The organism is Arthrobacter sp. TJ-238 (genome assembly GCF_058269215.1).
Genome location: NZ_JBZCNH010000002.1, coordinates 146,201 through 163,907, shown reverse-complemented (window position 1 = coordinate 163,907; position 17,707 = coordinate 146,201). Strand labels below are relative to the sequence as shown.

10 protein-coding genes are annotated in these 17,707 nt (G+C 68.1%); 4 read left to right on the top strand and 6 right to left on the bottom strand.

Annotation, left to right across the window (positions count from 1 at the left end):
• Positions 1 to 4: 4 nt before the first annotated feature.
• Positions 5 to 2,074, bottom strand: coding sequence for a beta-galactosidase (locus AC4D2O_RS04080; protein ID WP_490905326.1), 2,070 nt, complete (start codon positions 2,072 to 2,074; stop codon positions 5 to 7).
• Positions 2,075 to 2,114: 40 nt separating this feature from the next.
• Between AC4D2O_RS04080 and AC4D2O_RS04075 the strand changes: the two genes are divergently transcribed.
• Positions 2,115 to 3,149: a LacI family DNA-binding transcriptional regulator gene (locus tag AC4D2O_RS04075; protein ID WP_490905325.1), complete on the top strand. Its 1,035-nt coding sequence runs from the start codon at positions 2,115 to 2,117 to the stop codon at positions 3,147 to 3,149.
• Positions 3,150 to 3,172: 23 nt separating this feature from the next.
• Here the strand turns inward: AC4D2O_RS04075 and AC4D2O_RS04070 are convergent, their stop codons facing one another.
• The 3 genes from AC4D2O_RS04070 to AC4D2O_RS04060 are packed head-to-tail and all read right to left on the bottom strand — an operon-like array spanning position 3,173 to position 6,878.
• Complete coding sequence (locus AC4D2O_RS04070) at positions 3,173 to 4,120, bottom strand: carbohydrate ABC transporter permease (protein WP_490905324.1); 948 nt, start codon at positions 4,118 to 4,120, stop codon at positions 3,173 to 3,175.
• On the bottom strand, positions 4,117 to 5,175 hold the full coding sequence (locus AC4D2O_RS04065; RefSeq protein WP_490905323.1) for an ABC transporter permease: 1,059 nt from the start codon (positions 5,173 to 5,175) through the stop codon (positions 4,117 to 4,119). The genes AC4D2O_RS04070 and AC4D2O_RS04065 overlap by 4 nt, the downstream gene beginning before the upstream one ends.
• Before the next feature lie 11 nt (positions 5,176 to 5,186).
• Complete coding sequence (locus AC4D2O_RS04060; RefSeq protein ID WP_490905322.1) at positions 5,187 to 6,878, bottom strand: extracellular solute-binding protein; 1,692 nt, start codon at positions 6,876 to 6,878, stop codon at positions 5,187 to 5,189.
• 194 nt (positions 6,879 to 7,072) lie between these two features.
• On the opposite strand from AC4D2O_RS04060, the gene AC4D2O_RS04055 reads away from it, so the two are divergent.
• Both AC4D2O_RS04055 and AC4D2O_RS04050 read left to right on the top strand, forming a co-directional pair.
• The gene (locus AC4D2O_RS04055) at positions 7,073 to 9,889 is read left to right on the top strand and encodes a glycoside hydrolase family 3 C-terminal domain-containing protein (RefSeq protein WP_490905321.1); all 2,817 of its coding nucleotides are present in this window, start codon (positions 7,073 to 7,075) and stop codon (positions 9,887 to 9,889) included.
• Positions 9,890 to 9,979: 90 nt separating this feature from the next.
• Complete coding sequence (locus AC4D2O_RS04050; protein ID WP_490905320.1) at positions 9,980 to 12,310, top strand: glycosyl hydrolase family 95 catalytic domain-containing protein; 2,331 nt, start codon at positions 9,980 to 9,982, stop codon at positions 12,308 to 12,310.
• A 139-nt stretch (positions 12,311 to 12,449) separates the two neighbouring features.
• Here the strand turns inward: AC4D2O_RS04050 and AC4D2O_RS04045 are convergent, their stop codons facing one another.
• Positions 12,450 to 14,252, bottom strand: a complete 1,803-nt coding sequence (locus AC4D2O_RS04045) for an MFS transporter (RefSeq protein WP_490905844.1) — start codon at positions 14,250 to 14,252, stop codon at positions 12,450 to 12,452.
• 83 nt (positions 14,253 to 14,335) lie between these two features.
• Complete coding sequence (locus tag AC4D2O_RS04040; RefSeq protein ID WP_490905319.1) at positions 14,336 to 14,902, bottom strand: MarR family winged helix-turn-helix transcriptional regulator; 567 nt, start codon at positions 14,900 to 14,902, stop codon at positions 14,336 to 14,338.
• 297 nt (positions 14,903 to 15,199) lie between these two features.
• On the opposite strand from AC4D2O_RS04040, the gene AC4D2O_RS04035 reads away from it, so the two are divergent.
• Entirely contained in the window at positions 15,200 to 17,620 is a 2,421-nt protein-coding gene (locus tag AC4D2O_RS04035; protein ID WP_490905318.1) for an FdhF/YdeP family oxidoreductase, read from the top strand.
• Positions 17,621 to 17,707 lie beyond the last annotated feature (87 nt).

The window sequence follows — 17,707 nt, the reverse complement described above, 5'->3', positions numbered from 1 at the left end:
AGTCTCAGTTTCCGTTCTCGGCGTGGTCGGCGCTGCTTTTCAGGACCAGGGCGTCATAGGGTTTCAGGGTCAGTTCGGTTCCGTGGGCGTCTCCGCCGAGCAGGTCCACGGACGGCCCGGTGAGGGTCACGGCCCGCGGCTCGGGGCTGTGGTTGAGCAGGAAGTGGTAGCCGCCCCGGGTGGCGAGCTCGACGTCGTCGGGCAGTTCGCCCGCCACCGGCGAGCTCAGTCCGGCGTCCGCCACCGCGGCGCCCACGATGCGGCTCAGGAGTGCAGGAGGCGCATCGCAGCCGATGTACCAGGCCGTGCCTTTCCCGTGGCTGTTGCGCACCGCGGCGGGCTTTCCCGCGAGGGCGCCGGAAGCGAAGGTCGCCACCGCTGTGGCGCTCGGGCCGTGGAGCCGGAGATCCTCGGACCAGGCGGAGGCCGCGTATCGTTCGGCCGGTCCTGTTTGGTCAGCGCGGCCTGCAGGGTCGAAATCCGTCACCTCGAGGCCGACCTCGGCCGCCAGGGGGCGCCACTCCTCGCCGCTGACCCCCACCACGGCGGCCAGCACCGAGGGGAACCGTCCCTGCCGCAGATGCCCCTGGGCGTCCGCGACCCCGCTGAAGGGCCCGACGACGGCGGTGCCACCCTGGTGCACCCGGTGGGCCAGCGCTTCGGCGTGGTCCTCGCGGAGGAGGAAGAGGCTCGGGACGAGCACCAGGTCGAAGCGGTCAAGGGCTGCGCCTGGATGGACCACCTCCACCGAGAGCCCCCGCCGCAGGAGCGGCCGGTAGTAGGCCTGCAGTTGCTCCAGCACGCCGAGCCTGTCGCTCGGGACGTCGGGGGCCTCGGCCGCCCACCAGCTGTCCCAGTCGAACAGCACGGCTATCCGGGACGGAGCTGCAGAACCGGCAACAAGCCGCAGGTCCTGCAGGCGGGCTCCGAGGGCCGCGACCTCGCGGAACACCCGGGTGTCCTCCCCTGCCAGCGGCACCACGGCCGAGTGGAAGCGCTCGGCACCGAAGGCGGACTGACGGAACTGGAAGAAGCAGATGCCGTCGGATCCGCGGGCGATGGCGGACAGCGAGTCCACCATCAGCGCTCCCGGCTCCTTGGCGCTGTTGTGCGGTCGCCAGTTCACGGCGGAGGTAGCGGATTCCATCAGCAGCCAGGGCCGTCCTTCGGCCAGACCGCGGCACAGGTCGTGGGTGAGGGCGCCCAGTCTCCAGCTCTCGGGCTCCGCCGGGTCCGTGTACCAGTTGTTGCCGATCAGGTCCGTCTCGCCTGCGAAGCTGAAATAGTCCGCACCGCGGAAGAAGCCCATCAGGTTGGTCGTCACCGGGACATCCGGCGAATACTGCCGGATGATGTCCCGCTCGGCCGTGTAGAGCTCGAGCAGTGCGCTCGAGACGAAGCGCTTGAAGTCGAGCACCTGCGTCGGATTGTGCAGGTACGGGGCCGTCCGCGGCGGGAGGATCTCCTCCCAGCTGCTGTACCCCTGGCTCCAGAACGTGGTGCCCCACGCCGTGTTCAGCTTCTCGAGCGACCCGTAGCGCTGCAGGAGCCAGGTGCGGAAGGTACGGGCCGTCTCGTCGTCGTAGCTGATCTGTCCCAGTTCGTTGCCGACGTGCCACAGCACGACGGCGGGGTGGCCGCCGTAGCGCTTCGCCAGTTCCGAGACGACCCGCCCGGCCGCGCTTCGATAGACGGCCGACGACGGCGAGAACTGGTTACGGGATCCGTACCAGAGTGTCGTCCCCGACGCGTCGGTCGGCAGCGTATCCGGGTGACGGTGGCCCAGCCAGGGCGGCGGGGATGCTGTCGGTGTCGCCAGGCAGACCCTGATACCCCCCTCGTGCAGGAGTGCGATGACGCGGTCCATCCAGCCGAAGTCCCATTCGTGCTCGGAGGGTTGCAGCCGGGCCCAGCTGAACACACCGAGGGTCACGACATTGATTCCCGCCTGCTGCATCAGCCGGATGTCCTCCGGCCAGCTCTCCTCCGGCCACTGTTCCGGGTTGTAGTCGGCACCGAACAGCAGCCCGGTCCGCTCGGTTACCGCGTTCATGCCGTGGCTGCGAGATTGCATGGGAATCCTTGATTCAATAGTCGGTGATTCAATAGTCGGTATGAATAATCGAAAGGCTTCAACGGCGGCCACGATCGTGGATGTGGCCCGGGAGGCCGGGGTTTCGACGAGTACGGTGTCCTATGTGATGAGCGGGAACCGCCCGATATCGAAAGAAACCCGCGATGTAGTCGAAGCGGCGATGCTCCGCCTGAAGTACAGCCCCAGGTCCAGCGCCCGCGCCCTCGCGTCCAGCCGGTCCGATGTCCTGGGTCTCGTGGTGCCGCTGCGCGCGGACGTCAACGTCGGTGTGGTGATGCAGTTCGTCACGGCCGTGGTCACCACCGCCCGCACGTTCAACAAGGACGTCCTGCTCCTCACGCAGGACGATGCGGGCGGTATCAAGCGGGTGACGTCGCAGTCCATGGTGGACGGCCTCCTCATGATGGACATCGAGGCCCGGGACCCCCGCATCGCCGTCCTGGCCACGCTGGACAAGCCCGCGGTGCTCATCGGCATGCCCGATGATCCGCGGGGCCTCAGCTGCGTCGACTTCGACTTCGCCGGCGCCTCCCGCACCGCGGTCCGCCATCTGGCAGATCTGGGGCATCGCGGTATCGCCTTCATCGGTTCTCCCCCGGCATCGCTGCGACGCCACGCGACCTACGCGGACCGCGCCCTGAGCGGATTCCAGGAGGCGTGCCGGTCGCTCGGGATCGGCCACGTCGCAGTGGCCTGTGAGGCGAATTCCAAGGATCTGGTCGAGGCGCTGGACACCGTGTTCTCCGGCCCTGAAACGATCAGCGCCCTCCTTGTCCACAACGAGGGACTGCTGCCCATCCTGCGCGAGAACCTCGCGGAGCGGGGCCTCTCGGTTCCGGAGGACGTCTCCGTCGTGGTCATCGCGCCGGAGGACGTGGCTACGGCAGCTGTCCGTCCATGGACCGTGGTCGCCATTCCCGCCATGGATATCGGCCGCGCCGCCGTCGAGATGGTGATCGACCGGTTGACCCTGGCCAAACCTGCCGAACTCCGTCTCATCGCCCCCACCCTGACGCAGGGGGACACGACCTCGGCGAGCAACGGACGGGTTTGATCGCTGGACCGGGGGCAGGGTGATCATCCCTTGACCGCACCGATCATCACGCCTTTGGTGAAGTGCTTCTGGACGAACGGGTAGACGATCAGGATGGGGATGGTCGCCAGGACGATCACGGCCATCTGCAGTGCCGGTCCGGCCGCGGCTCCCGTGCCGACATCCATCTGTCCCGGTACCGAGACCCCCTGGAGCACGTAGGACCGCAGGACCACCTGCAGGGGATTCTTCGAACTGTCGTTGATGTAGAGGACCGCGTTGAAGAATGCGTTCCAATATCCCACTCCGTAGAACAGCGCGATCACGGCCGTGACGGCCTTGGACATGGGCAGCACGATCTGGGTCAGCGTGCGCCACTCGCTCGCGCCGTCGATCCTCGCGCTGTCCAGGATCCCCCTGTCGATCCCCATGAAGAAACCGCGCAGGATGATGATGTTGAACACCGAGATGCTGCTGGGCAGGATGAGCGCCCAGTAGGAGTTGATCAGCCCCAGTCCGGAGACCAGGAGGTAGGCCGGGATGATGCCTGCGCTGAAGAACATGGTGATGAGCAGCGTGAAGAGGATGGGTGTGTGGGCGAAGGACCCCGGCCGGGACAATCCGTAGGCACAGAGGATGGAGACCACCATGCTGATGGCCGTGCCGGTCGCCGTGACCCCCACGCTCACCAGGACCGCCCGCGTGACGACGCCGCCGTTGAGGATCTGCTGGTAGGCGGCGAAGGAGATCTCGCCGGGGATCAGGACGAGCCCCCCGGCGCGTGTGATGGTCGCCTGCGAGGAGATGCTCGTGAGGACGATGGTGTAGAGCGGCCCGAGGACTGCCAGGACGACGACCGCGAGGATGATGATCTTGCCGAGCTTGCCGAGAGGTCCGAGCTCCTCGTCCCAGACGGGACGCCCCTCCGCCGGACGCCTGGGCCGGAGGTTCGCCGTGCTGCTTGCCCGCACCCTGCTGATGAGACTGCTCATTTGGAGTACACCCCGCTCTCTCCGAAGATGTGTGCGATCTTGTTGGCCGCGAGGATCAGGGCAAGGCTCACCAGTCCCTTGATGAGTCCGGCCGCGGCCCCGTAGCTCCAGTCACCGTTCTGGACGCCCGTGTAGTACACGAAGGTGTCGAGCACCTCCGAGGCCTCCACGCCCACCGCGTCCCGTTGAAGGATCATCTGCTCGAAACCGACGGTCAGCGAATCGCCCAGCCGCAGGATCAGCAGGAGCACGATCACGCTGCGGAGTCCGGGGAGGGTGACGTGCCACATGCGCTTCCAGCGTCCTGCGCCGTCGACCGCGGCTGCTTCGTACTGGGCGGGGTCGATGGCGCTGAGGGCCGCGAGGAAGACGATGATGCCCCAGCCCGCGTCCTTCCAGACGGCCTGGGACGTCAGCAGGAACAGGAACGTATCCGGATTGGTCATGATGTCCACCGCCTGCCAGCCGTTCGCGCGGAGCGACTGGTTGAGCAATCCTGCCCCTCCGAAGATCTGCTGGAAGATCGACACCACCAGGACCCAGGAGAAGAAGTGCGGCAGATAGACCACTGCCTGGACCGCTGACCGCAGGCGGGAACTGACGAGGGAGTTCAGCAGCATGGCCAGGGCGATGGGGATCGGGAAGAAGAACACCAGTTGGAACGCCGTGATGATCAGCGTGTTCCGCACCGCGTGCCAGAAGTCCGGGTCTGCCAGGACCCGTGAGAAGTTCTCGAACCCCACGAACGGGCTGTTGGAGATGCCCACGTAGGGCGAATAGTCCTGGAACGCCACCACGTTTCCGAGCATCGGCACGTAGGCGAAGACGGCGAGGAGGACCACGGCCGGCAGGGCCATGAGGACGAGCGACCGGTCACGCCTGAAGCGCAGCCGCCGGTTGGCTCGGGGCCTCGGTGCTGCCGGTACGGCGTTCGACGCCGGTCGGCCGGGAGCCGGCGATGATCCCGGCGGCCGATCTCCTCCTTTCGGCGCCGTGGCGAGGGAGCCGGCGCCCTCTCGTGGTGCGATGTGCTTGCGTTCGATCCCGGTGGCCATGCCCGTATCCCCTAGACCAGGAACTCGGCGTAGAAGTCCCTCAGTTCGTCGCCGCCCTTGCTCTTCCAGGAGGAGATCTCGGCGTCGAGGTCGTTCATGCTCCTGCGGCCCCGGATGATGTCCTTGGCGAGGTCGTCGAAGGGTGTTCCCAGTGACGCGAACTTGGAGGGCTCCTGGATCTGCATCCCGAAGAAGGCGTCCTCGACCACGTTGGGTGCCTGCCGCGCCTCCCACTCGGACTGCGCCTGCACCAGGCCGGGGTACTGGACCATGGAGTTGACGATCGGGCCGCTGACCAGGAACGCGTAGGTACTGGTGACCTCCTCCGACCCCTTCGCCGTTGCGCTGGGAACGCCCTGTGCATCACGCGAGTAGTGCACTCCCTCGACCCCGTTGACGATCAGCGCGTTCTCCTCCGTCCCGAAGGGTGCGGCCATGAAGTTCGCAAGGGCCAGCATCTCCTCCACCTTCTCGGGGCTGGTCTTCTTGATGAAGCTGAAGATCGCGGCAGGCTGGGCCCGGAAGAGGGTCGGCGCGCCGCCGTCCGGGGCGAAGTAGTCGAGGGGCTGCATGTTGAAGCTCGGGTTCGAAGGCAGGGTCCGCGCCAGCGCCTCGTGCCAGGAGCCTGTCCCGTCCGTCGTCATGAGTGTGGCACCCGATTCGAACCGCGGCTTGGCCTGCTGGGCGTTGCCGGCGACGGCGTCGGGGTGGACGGAGCCATCGGCGAACAGCTTCGCCGTCCATTCGAGAGCAGCCCTGTACTCGTCCGTCTCGAACCGGTGCTTCAGCTCGCCGTCCACCTCTTTCCACTTGGGCACGACGCCGTGCATGATCTGCGCACCGTTCCAGACGTCCTCCGAACCCCACCGGTTCTTGGACTCGTCCGTGAGTTCCTTGGCCACCGCGCGGTACTCGTCGGCCGACGTGGGCGGCTCGACTCCGAGTTCCTCGAAGATGTCCGCGCGGTAGAAGATCGCGTCGGAGATGAGGGCGCCCGGGTACGGGAGGCCGTAGAGCCCTCCTCCGAAGCAGCCCATCTTCCACGCCGCCGTGGGGATGTTCGCGAGGTTCGGGTACTTGAGCACCTTGTCGCCGGCGATGTATTCGGAGAGGTCCTGGAAGATCCCGGCGGCGGCCTGATCGAAGCGTGGCGGGAGGTTCCATCCGGGGATGACCATCCAGTCCGGCACGTCCTTCGGTGACGCCAGCACCGTCTGGACCTTGTCCGCGTAGGCGTTGCCGTCATTGACCTGGAAGTTGATGGTCGCGCCGAGCTGCTCGTTGACCGTCGAGTAGTAGGTGTTCCTGGGCAGTCCCGGCGGCACGGCCCACCAGGCGGGGGTCATGGCCGTGTAGGTGCCACCGCTGCCCGGTGTTCCGGTGACCGACTTCACGAGCGAGGGGATGGAGGTGAAACCGGGGGTGGACCCGCTGACCGAGGCGATGTCGGGCTTCACCAGCTCGAGCGGCTTGTAGGTGGGCACGATCTTTGCCAGGGTCTCCGTCAACCCGCCCGCAGTGGTGGCCTGGGGAGCGGATCCCCCGGCACATGCGGTGAGTGTCACCGGGGCCGCCGCGAGGAATACCGCGCCACCGAGCATGCCGAGGAACGAGCGGCGGTTGAAGCCGGATGCCGCTTCCACCAGCGGCGCCGGCGAGGTGCGGTGGCGGGACGAGGCCGGGCCATTGTTGGAACCGAGCATGATCAGCACTCCTTTGTGTGAGTCAGTGTTGGCGATTCTTCGACGATTCATCGAAGCGTTTCGACTGGGTTCAGAGTAGGCTACTCGAAGGTCCCCCACAAGAGCCACATGTGGCCTGCCTCACATTGGGGGTGTCAGACCAGGTCTCGCTTTCCTGTGTGTAAGCGATTCGACAGCACAGTAGATAGGACCCCGTGCCCAGCACCCCAGCTCAGACCTCTGCATCCGATGCGCTCCTCGACGGCGACACGGCGAGCCCCGCGGATCACCGGGCGCGGCAGATCCTGCGTTCCCTGTCACTGCAGCAGAAGATCGCGATGCTCCACCAGCACGCACCCGCTGTGCCCGAGCTGGGGCTGGCGTCCTTCCACACGGGCGCGGAAGCCGCCCATGGTGTCGCCTGGCTGGGTCCTGCCACCGTGTTCCCCCAGCCGGTGGGCATGGCGGCCACCTGGGATGCCGAGCTGATCCAGCGCCTCGGCGCAGCGACAGGGCGTGAACTGCGAGCCAAGAAGGCCACCGATCCCGGCGTGAGCCTCAATGTCTGGGCGCCGGTGATGAACCCACTGCGGCATCCGCTGTGGGGGCGCAACGAGGAGGGGTTCTCAGAGGATCCCCGCCTGACGGCACACCTTGCCGGCGCCTACTGTCGCGGGCTCAAGGGGGAGGACCCGGTGACGTGGCTGACCGTCCCCACCCTCAAGCACTTCCTGGGGTACAACAACGAATTCGACAGGAACCTGACGTCGAGCAACCTCACCCCCCGTGTCCTCCACGAGTACGAGCTTCCGGCCTACCGCTCGCCCATCGAAGACGGCGTCGCGGGGGCGGTCATGCTCTCCTACAACCTGGTGAACGGCAGGCCCGCCCACGTCTCCGACCTGGTGCGATCGCAGTTGCGGCAGTGGCACAACGGTGACGACGTCACCATCGTGACCGATGCGGGCGCGCCCGGGTCCCTCTTCCGGGCCGAGAAGTACTTCACCGACGGCCCGACGGCCTACGCGGCAGCTCTTCGTGCCGGCGTCGACAGCTTCACGGATGACGGCGACGACCCGGGCCCGTCGGTCGCCTTCCTCGACGAGGCGCTCGAGCGGGGCCTGATCGGTGAGGCCGACATCGATCGTGCGGTATCGCGACTCCTCGCCCTCCGTGCCAGGACCGGGGAATTCACGCCGGACGACGATCCCTACGCGTCGATCGGGGCCGAGATGATCGGCGCGCCGGCCCATGTCGGCCTGGCCCGCGAGGCTGCTGCGAAATCGGTCGTCGTACTGCGCAATGAGCACAGCGCCGCGCTGCTTCCCCTCGGAGCCAGGCCCGGCACGGTCGCCGTGATCGGGGCTCTCGGTTCCCGGGTCCTGAGCGACTGGTACAGCGGGACCCTGCAGGACGAAGTCAGCATCGCGGCAGGACTCACCAGCCGGTACGGGAGCACTGCCGGCAGCGACGTCATCGCGGAGGAAGGCGCGGATATCGTGGCCCTGCGCAGCGTCAGGACCGGCGGTTACCTGGGGAGCGACGGCGCGTCGGCCCTCACAGCGGATGCTCCGGTGCCCGGGCCCGCCGAATCCTTCGTCCTGAACGACTGGGGTGCCGGTGAGCTGACGCTCCGGTCCGCGCTGACAGGGAGATTCGTGACGGACACGGGCGACGGATACCTTCGTGCGGTGGCTGAGCGGGTAGGCGGCTGGGTGGTGCAGGAGACCCTCCGGCTGGACTACGCGCCGGACGGCACCGTTGCGCTGCGACACGTCGGGAGCGGGAAGTGGCTGCGCCTCGAGACCGGGACGAACAGCGCCGCCCTCGTCGCGGACGCGGGCACTGCGGACCGTTTCTCCATCCGGACGCTGAAGTCCGGTCACGAGGCCGCCCTGCGGGCTGCGCTGGACGCCGACACCGCTGTCGTGGTGGTGGGCAACGACCCGCATCTGGGCGGTCGGGAGACCCTGGACAGAAGCACCCTGGACCTTCCTCCGGCCGACCAGGAACTGGTGCGCCTGGTCCGGGAAGCGAACCCGCGGACCATCCTGGTGATCGTCTCGTCCTATCCCTACGCGCTGGGGGTGCTGGCAGATACTCCCGCCATCGTCTGGACCTCCCACGGCGGGCAGGAACTCGGCAACGGCGTCGCGGATGTCCTGAGCGGCGACGTGGAACCGAGCGGCCGGCTGCCGCAGACCTGGTACGGCCGGGACGAGGATCTGACGGACATCCTGGACTACGACATCATCAGCTCACGCTCCACGTACCTGTACAGCCGGGCCGAGCCGCTCTTTCCGCTGGGCCATGGGCTCACCTACGGGAACGTGCAGTACCGGTCGATGGACCTGCGGGTGGTGCCGGGTGACGGCGCCCCCGGCGCGGGGACGGCAGAACTCGCCGTCGAGGTCCACAATGCGGGAGAGCGCCCTGCCCTCGAGCTGGTGCAGGTGTATGCGGCGGCTCCCGGGCACGCCGTCGACTTCCCCCGGCGCCTGCTCGTCGGCCACCAGCGTGTGGAGATCCCCGCTGCAGGAACAGCGACGGTCACGATGAGTGTCCCCCTGGAGCGCCTCGCGACCTACAGCGTCGTGGCGGAACGGATGGTGGTGGAATCCGGCAGGTATCACCTCCTGGTCGGCACCTCCGCGGAGGACCTGCCGCTCTCGGCCCCGCTCGACGTAGAGGGACCTGCCCGGATCGGGCGTCGGACCGGCCGGTGGTTCCGCGCGGAGAATTTCGACGCGTGCAGCAATCTGGCCCTGGTCCCCGAAACACTGCTGTCGGGAAGGTCCCGAAGCAGGCTCGGCGAGCGCCGTCCTGCTGGATGTGGTGTCCAGCAGGGCCGCCCCCGCAGGCGGCAGTACGGTCCGGGTGGAGGTGCCGGGCCCCGGCGACACCTGGAACGGCATCGGCCGCAGCAGCGTGCCGGCCGGCTTCAGCGGACCGCTGAGGATCTCCGTCGATTCCGCGGCAGTGGATGGTCCTCGGGGGTTCCGCCTCAGCGTGGAAGGTGGCGTGGTCATTAGCCGGGTCCAGTTGACATGAAGGTGATCAGTCATGTCCTGCAGCGCTCGTTGACGACCGGCCTCGCGGCCGGCGGGACCCGGGGATAGCCGGTGGTCTTTCTCTCCTACGCGGCACCGGCGACGACCTGGCTGGAGGCGTTGCCCCTCGGCAACGGCAAGCTCGGCGCGATGTGCTGGGGTGACGCCTCCACCGCTCGTTTCGACCTCAATGACGAAACCGCATGGTCGGGAAGCCCGCAGAGCGAGCGCCTGCAGGCCGGACCGGATGAGGACACGGCGCGGCGCCTGCTGGCAGATGCCCGTGGGTTCATCGCGGCGGGGCGCCCGGTCGAGGCGGAGATCCCCGTCGCGGCGCTGCAGTCCGATTACACGCAGGCGTACCTGCCTCTCGGGACGTTGGAGCTGAAGGTGCCCGCGGGCGGCCCGGCCCCGGGACCCTACCGACGCGTGCTCGACCTCGAAGAAGCCCTGCACACCGTCACCTCGGGACGGATCACGCAGCGCACCGTCGTGTCACATCCGCACGGGGTGCTCCTGCACGTCATCGACGGGCTACCTGCCGGTGCAGGGGTCGGGGTATCTCTCACCAGCCCCCTGCAGGTCATCGGCCGGTCGGCGGATGCGTTGTTCCTCCGGCTGCCGTCCGACGTCGCCCCCGGCCACGAGCCCTCCTACCCTCCGGTGAGCTGGAGTGCCGACCCCCGGTCCAGCCTCGAGGCAGCGATCGTCACGCGCGTGCTGACGGAGACGACTTCGGCCGGGGAGGTACGCGTCGTCGTGTTCGCTGCAACGGCCACCACCTACGTGTCCCCGCTCCAAGCACCGCGCGGCACGTGCACGGATGCTGCGGCGGAAGCGACCGCTCGTATCGAGGCGGCCATCGACGCCGGCGCGGATCGTGTTCTCGCTGACCATAGCCACGACTTCCGGCGACTGATGGGGCGGGTCGGCATCGACCTCGGCCCGCAGGACGACACCGCCCCGACGAATACCCGGGTGGCAGCAGCAGCCGAGCACCCCGGTGGGCCACTGGCAGCCGACCCGTCCCTTGCTGCCCTGCTGTTCGATCTCGGGCGATACCTGCTGATCTCGTCATCCCGCCCGGGCGGTCTGCCGGCGACGCTGCAGGGCATCTGGAATGACAGCATGCAACCTCCGTGGAGCTCCAACTACACGACCAACATCAACCTGCAGATGAACTACTGGGCCACCGATGTCGCACACCTTCCGGAGGCGGGCGAGCCGCTCCTGGACTTCATCGAAACGCTCTCGGTGGCGGGACGTGCCACCGCGCAACGCCTGTACGGGGCTCGTGGATGGGTGGTGCACCACAACTCCGACGCCTGGGCCTACAGTTCCCCGGTCGGTGGCGGGCACGGCGATCCGTCCTGGGCGTTCTGGCCGATGGCCGGGCCATGGCTCGTGCGCCACCTGGCCGAGCGCATCAGTTTCGGGGACAGCGCGCTGGTGGAGCGGGCCTGGCACATCATGCGGGGTGCCGCAGAGTTCGCACTCGACTGGATGGTGTGGATTCCCGGCGCGGAGGGCGCTCCCGAGGTGTGGGGGACGCGCCCTTCGACATCACCCGAGAACCAGTTCGTGACACCGGGCGGTGCTTCGGCATCCCTCGGTACGTCCAGCACCATGGATATGTCGTTGCTGCGCGAGCTCTTCCAGACCGTACTCGACACCGCGGAGAGACTCGGCCGCTCTTCCGATCCCGTTGCCCGGGAGGTCGCGGCACGCGCCGGAGCAATCCCCGTCGCTCCACCCCTCGGTGGGAACGGCGGCATCAGGGAGTGGTCGGACGACGCGGCTGCCGTCGACCCGCACCACCGTCACCTCAGCCACCTCTATTCGCTGTACCCCGGCTCGGCGACCTACGACGACGCGCACCGCACGGCTGCCGCCCGGACCCTCGTGGACCGCGGCGACGACTCCACGGGCTGGTCCCTGGCCTGGAAACTCGCCCTCTGGGCCCGGCTCGGCCGTCCCGACAAGGTCTCCGACCTCCTGCGCCTCCAGTTCCGACCGGCAGGCAGCGTGAGCGGACCCTTTGCCGGCGGCCTCTACCCCAACCTGTTCGCAGCACATCCACCGTTCCAGATCGATGGCAACCTCGGGTTCGTGGCGGCGCTCGCCGAGACCCTGATCCAGAGCCACGACGAGCGGATCGTGCTGCTGCCCGCACTTCCCGGTGAACTCGCCACGGGGAGCGTACGCGGCCTCGTCGCACGGCCCGGTGTGGTCGTCGACCTCGAATGGGCTGACAGCGCACTGACCGCCGTGACACTCGTCGCCCGTGACGCACCCGTCCACGTGACGGTGGAATACCTCGACCGCAGCCTGACGATCCGCATCGACGCCGTCACGCGCACCCGGCTCACCGCTTCCGACTTCTCCGGCCACCGCGGGTCATGACAAGGGCAGGACCGGCAACTCCGCTTCGACCGCCCACGGGGAACGAGCGACGGCGGGCCACCGGGAACACCCGGTGGCCCGCCGTCGTGGAGCTTCGCCCCCAGCGGTTCGTCCTAGCGGTTCGTCCTAGCGGTTCGTCCTAGCGGTTCGCTCCCGCGCGGTCCCGCACGTCGGCATCCAGTTCGGACAGCTCCTGCGCGGCGCGGTCGAGGTCGGCCCTGAGGATCTCCACCGGGCCGGCGCTGTGCCGGCCGTGGGAGGGTTGCACGGCGACGACGTCGGAGTCCTTCAGGATCTCCGTATCGCCGCCCTGTCGACGCCCGGCCGCGGTATCGGGCTGGGCAGGCGCTGAGCCCGAGGGGGCTCCGGCGACGGCCGGCGTGGTACCCGTCGCTGCCGGTGACATCGACGCGGCGGGACCCGCGGGACCCGCGGGGGCCGCCTGGGCGAAGTCGACCGTGCGGCGCAGCGGGCTCTCCTTGATGAACAGCACGCAGACGAGGCCGACGACCGCGATGACCGCAGTGATGAGGAAGATCATGGCCGTGCTGTCGCCGTAGGCGGCACGCACGATGTCGGCGATCGGTGCGGGGAGGTCGACGAGGTCGAGCGAACCGCCCGCCGCTCCGCCCGTCGTGGGGATCCCGGCGGCCGCCAGGCCCTCGGTGGTCTTGTTCTCCACCCGCGTGCCGAGGAGGGCCCCCAGGACGGCGACACCCGCGGCACCGCCCATCGAGCGGAAGAACGCGACCGACGCACTGGCGGACCCGATGTCCTTCACGGCCACGGTGTTCTGGACCGCTAGGACCAGGTTCTGCAGCATCAGGCCGAGGCCCAGGCCGAAGACGAACGTGTAGATCCCGACGAGCCAGAGGTGGGTCAGGTGGTCGATGGTGCCCGCGAGGCCGAGGCCTGCGATGAGGAACAGGGCACCTGCGACGATGTAGCGCTTCCACTTGCCGTACTTGGTGACGAGCAGCCCGGCGCCGATGGATCCCAGCAGGTTGCCCGCGATCATGGGGAGGGTCAGCAGCCCGGCCTCGGTCGGCGTGGCGCCACGGGCCACCTGGTAGTACTGCCCGAGGTAGCTCGAGCTGGCGAACAGGGCGATACCGACGGCGATCGAGGCGATGATGGCCAGGGCCGTGGTGCGCTCGGAGATGATCTTGAGCGGGATGATGGGCTCGGCCACCTTCGACTCGACCACGAGGAGCAGTGCGAGCAGGATGGCGCTGCCGCCGACCATCAGGGCTGATTCGCGGGAGAACCACCCGTAGTAGCCCTCCTTGCCCGCGAAGGAGACCCAGATGAGGAGCAGGCTCACACCGGCGGTCAGGAGGATGGATCCGAGCCAGTCGATGCGTGCCTTGCGGCGCGTGTCGGGGAGCTTCAGCGTGATCTGCAGGAGCACCAGGGCGATGATCGCGAGGGGCACGCAGACGAAGAACGTCCAGCGCCAGCCGAGCGGGGAGTCCACGATGAAACCGCCGAGGAGCGGTCCGCCCGCAGTCGCGACGGCCATGACGCCGCCCATGTAGCCGGAGTACCGGCCACGCTCGCGCGGCGCGATGATCGTGCCGATGATGGCCTGTGCCAGTGCGGTGAGACCGCCCATGGCGACGCCCTGGATGACGCGCGCGGTCAGGAGCAGCGGGATGGTCTCCGCGAAACCGGCGAGGACCGAGCCGGCGACGAAGATGACGATGCTGGCCTGCACCAGGATCTTCTTGTCGAACAGGTCGGCGAGCTTGCCCCAGATCGGCGTGGTCGCGGCGTTGGCCAGCAGCGCGGCGGTGATGACCCACGCGAAGTCCGTCTGGGAGCCGTTGAGGTCGCTCATGATGGTGGGCAGGGCGTTGGCGACGATGGTACTGCTGAGGATCGCCGTGAACAGGCCCGCGAGCAGACCCGTGAGCGCCTGCAGGATCTGCGCGTGGCTCATGGGCTCGCCGGCCCCGGTGGGTGCGGCGGGCGGTTGCGGCTCGGCGACCGCAGCGGCCTTCGCCTTGGTGGATCGGGTGGCCATCAGCGTTCTTCCTTCATGATCTCGGTGGTGCGATTCGGATGACGGCCGTCGTTGCCCGTGCGGTGTGCGGTGGTGCGTGGTGTCCTGGCCGGTTCTGCGGGCCCGGACGGCGCCGCACCGTGGGGAGGGGCGGCGGAGCGGAGGGCTGCGGTGAGGTGCTGGACGGACTGCGACGCCGCCTCGGCCTCGGCCTCGGTCCAGTCGGAGAGGATCCCGCGGAGCGTCTCGGCCCTGCGCTCGTAGGTTTCGGCGAGGTACGTCCGCCCTTCCCCCGACAGCGAGAGCAGGCAGGCCCTGCCGTCCAGCGGGTCCGGCGTCCGCACCACGAAGCCGTACTGCTCCAGGTCGGCAAGCTGCCGGCTCAGGGCGGACGGCCCGATGCCGAGCCTCCCTGCGAGGGCCGACGCCCGCATCGGGCCGCCCTCCCCGATGAAGAAGAGGACGCCGGTGTGCGCGGGCCCCAGCTCCGAGTACTTCATCCCGGCGGCGGTGACGCCCCGCAGGGCGCGCTGCAGATCGAAGATGTGGTGCACCAGCTCTGCAGCGGTGTGCTGCGCTACTGACATGGGTACTCCTGGCCTCGTATACTTTGTTGCTCTAAGTAACTGTACGCTCCTCGTTTCGTTAGGTCAACTAAATAAATACCCCTTGATCCTGCCCGGCAACCGCCCGGAACCCCACGTACTGGGACCGCCTCGAACTGCGGGAAGGCCTTCGCACGTCCGTGGCGCCGTCAAGAAATCCCGGAATCTCCGCCTGACGCTTGCGGTTTCGACCGACACCCTGTTAGGCCTGATACACAAGGGCAGTTGGATCATCTGTCGAGGAGCGCCCATCCCGGGCCGCGGAGAAGGACGTTCGCCATGACACGCAAGGAACCTCGAGTAATCGAGCCGGACGAGAAGAACATCGAGGTCGCGGACCATCCGAAGGAATGGGCCGCAGGCCTGCCGGGCGTCTACTACTCCATGAAGCCGGCCATCGAGCACATGGGCGTCGAACGCACGCTGAAGACCGTGCTCAAGATGAACCACAAGGACGGCTTCGACTGCCCCAGCTGTGCCTGGCCCGACCCCGCCAAGCGGAAGACCTTCGAGTTCTGCGAGAACGGCGCCAAGGCCGTCACCTGGGAAGCCGCCCCAGTGGTCATCTCCTCCGAGTTCTGGGCCGAGAACTCCCTCAGCGACCTGCGCGCCCGCTCCGAGTTCTGGCTGGGCATGCAGGGCCGGCTCGTCGAGCCCGTCTACAAGCCCGCCGGCGAGGACCACTACCGGCCGGTCAGCTGGGACGAGGCCTTCGAGATCATCGGCACCAAGCTCAAGAGCCTCGACTCCCCCGACGAGGCCGCCTTCTACACCAGCGGCCGCACCTCGAACGAGGCCGCCTTCCTGTACCAGCTGTTCGCCCGCGGTTTCGGCACCAACAACCTGCCCGACTGCTCCAACATGTGCCACGAGTCCTCCGGCTGGGCCATGGGGCAGACCATCGGGATCGGCAAGGCCACGGTCACGTTCGAGGACTACGAGAACGCCGACCTGATCATCGTCATGGGCCAGAACCCCGGGACGAACCACCCGCGCATGCTCACCGAACTCGAGAACTGCAAGCGCAACGGTGGCCAGATCGTCGCCGTCAACCCGCTCCCCGAAGCGGCGCTCAAGCGCTACAAGAACCCGCAGACGGTCCGCGGCGTGGCCGGCAAGGGCACCGAGATCGCCGACCAGTTCCTCCAGGTCCGGCTCGGCGGTGACATGGCGCTGCTCCAGGCGGTGTCGAAGCGCGTCTTCGAGGCCGAGGCGAAGAACCCCGGGACGGTCCTGGATCACGCATTCCTCGAGGAGCACTGCGAGGGCCTGGACGAGCTCCGCGACTACCTGCTGACGCTCGACGACGCCACCGTCGTCGAAGCCACGGGGCTCCGGATCGAGGAGATCGACGAACTGGCCGCCCGGTACATCGCCGCGGACAAGGTCATCATCACCTGGGCCATGGGCATCACCCAGCAGAAGAAGGGCGTGGCCACGATCAAGGAGATGATCAACCTCCTCCTGCTGCGCGGCAACATCGGCAAGCCCGGCGCCGGTGCCTCCCCCATCCGCGGCCACAGCAACGTCCAGGGCGACCGCACGATGGGCATCTGGGAGCAGATGCCCGCCACGTTCATGGACGCCCTCGGCAAGGAGTTCTCCTTCGAGCCGCCCCGCGAGCACGGCGCCGACGCCGTCGAGGCGATCAAGCGCATGCGGGACGGACAGGTCAAGGCGTACATCGCCCTCGGCGGGAATCTCGTCTCGGCCATCTCGGACACGCAGGTCGCCGAGGAGGCGTTCGAGAAGACCGACATGACGGTGCAGATCTCCATCAAGCTCAACCGCTCGCACCTGATCACCGGCAAGGAGGCGCTGATCCTGCCCTGCAAGGGGCGTACGGAGATCGACCGCCAGGCCACGGGTGAGCAGTTCGTCTCGGTCGAGGACACCGTCTGCGCGGTCCATGCCTCGCGCGGCACGGTGGAGCCGGTCTCCGACAACCTCCTGTCCGAACCCGCCATCATCAGCCGCCTCGCCCGCGCCACCCTGGACGGCAGGCTCGACGCCGACTGGGAGGGCTTCGAGAAGGACTACGACCTGATCCGCGACCACATCTCGCGCGTGGTCGAGGGTTGCGAGGACTACAACCGGAGGATTCGCCTCGACGGCGGCTTCGTGATGCCGAACGGCCCGCGGGACTCACGCACGTTCAACACGCCCACGGGCAAGGCCGTCCTCACGGTCAACGACCTCGAGTACCTCGAGCGCCCCGCGGGCACGCTGATCCTGCAGTCGCTGCGCGCCCACGACCAGTGGAACACCACCATCTACAGCCACAACGACAGGTACCGCGGCATCAAGAAGGGCCGCCACGTGGTGTTCATCAACCCGGAGGACATTGCCGAGCTGGGCCTCACGGACGGGCAGAACGTGGACATCCACGGCGTGTACGACGACGGCGTGCAGCGTGTGCTGCGTGCCTACCGCGTCGTGTCGTATCCGACGGCGCGCGGCTGCGCCGCCTCGTACTACCCGGAGGCGAACGTCCTCGTGCCGCTGGACGAGGTGGCACAGGGCAGCAACACACCGACCTCCAAGCAGATCATCGTGCGATTCGAGCCCAGCAGCCACACGGCACCGACGGAGCACTACTCCGCGGCGACCGCCCCGGCACCCGAGCCCGAGGCCGACGGTTTCCCGGATGCCCGGACGGAGAAGACTCCGGCGAAGGAGGCCGCGGCGTCGAGCGTCTGACGCACGCTCCTGCCGGCACGACCGGGGACGTGCAGGACAGGGCCGGGTGGGCGACCACCCGGCCCTGCCGCATCCCGGGGAGCCGGA